The organism is Mesorhizobium sp. M1066 (assembly GCF_040318635.1).
Taxonomy (GTDB): Bacteria; Pseudomonadota; Alphaproteobacteria; order Rhizobiales; family Rhizobiaceae; genus Mesorhizobium.
Map to the genome: position 1 here is coordinate 1 of NZ_JAMYMR010000115.1, position 1,096 is coordinate 1,096.

Below are 1,096 nucleotides of genomic sequence, written 5' to 3' on the forward strand. Positions count from 1 at the left end.
CACGGTTTCACCTATTCCGGCCATCCGGTGACAGCCGCCGTCGCCGCCGAGGCGATCAGGATCTACCGCGAGATCGATCTCGTGAGCCAGGCACGCCGTCTCGGAGATTACCTGCATGGAGCGCTCGCCGAAGTCCTGGGCGACCACCCGATCGTGGGCGAGGTTCGCGGCCAAGGTTTCATCGCGGGGATTCAGATTGTCGAGGACCGTGCCGCTCGTCGCGCTTTTGAGCCTGATCGAAGAATAGGAGCCGATGTCGAACGGCGATGCCGCGAGCACGGCGTCATGATCCGCAACATGGGAGATGTGCTTGCAATCTGCCCCCCCTACATAATCACCGAAAGAGAGATCGACGCGTTAGTCGACGGCATTCGTTCGGCACTCGACGGCGCCGCTGCTGCCAATTCCCGGGTCGGTCAAGTGGCATGAGTCGCGTTTGCCAAGCACATCAGCGCGATCTCGCCAAAGCGCGATCGGCGACGACGCCGGCTGCTCTGTTGCCGGTTTCTTCCGCTGGCTGAAACGTCAGCTACACGGCCCTTTGGATCATGCGATTTCCGATCGCGCCTTCGCCCGGGGCGGAAGGACGACGTTGCGCCTGGTACCTGTGTTTGAATTTGTTCGGATGAAATGTCCCCTTTAGGCAGGCGCTCGTACTCTAATCTCGGGAATCGACCAGGCGGCCTTCTCGGTTGTCGTGCGGCGCTGCACTGAGTTGATCCCTTCAACACGCGGCGGATGCAAGAACGGATCGGAAGTCGTAGTTATAAACATAGGCGCAAGCCTATGCGTCATCGCCTACGCTGCCTGTCCGGTCAAAACGGGTGCGTTCCAGCAGTTTTTGAAGTTCACCCCTTAGCATCACTCGATAACACCCTTGAAGATTGCGTATCGCGTCACTGTTGTGGTCGATTGTCCCCCCGGGGCCATCTCGCTGCTAGATGACCATAATACAAAGACTGCATTTGACGCATCCGACCAGTAATCGGATCGTGTCGCGCCAAGTGGTTTAGCTCGGCGGAAACGATCGGTCGGAGCAATGAGCAGGGCGGCGGACGCAGACGAGGATTCAATTTCGCCAGCGACGTTTGCGCCG

General features: G+C 59.1%; 2 protein-coding genes. One reads left to right on the top strand and one right to left on the bottom strand.

The features are described from left to right. Positions 1–429, top strand: a 429-nt coding sequence (locus NKH52_RS35360; protein ID WP_352658196.1) for an aminotransferase class III-fold pyridoxal phosphate-dependent enzyme, incomplete at its 5' end; no start/stop codon positions are given. A gap of 432 nt (positions 430–861) precedes the next feature. On the opposite strand, the gene NKH52_RS35365 is transcribed toward NKH52_RS35360, so the two are convergent. Then, positions 862–1,096: hypothetical protein (locus tag NKH52_RS35365; RefSeq protein ID WP_352658199.1), on the bottom strand; the 235-nt coding region annotated here is incomplete at its 5' end.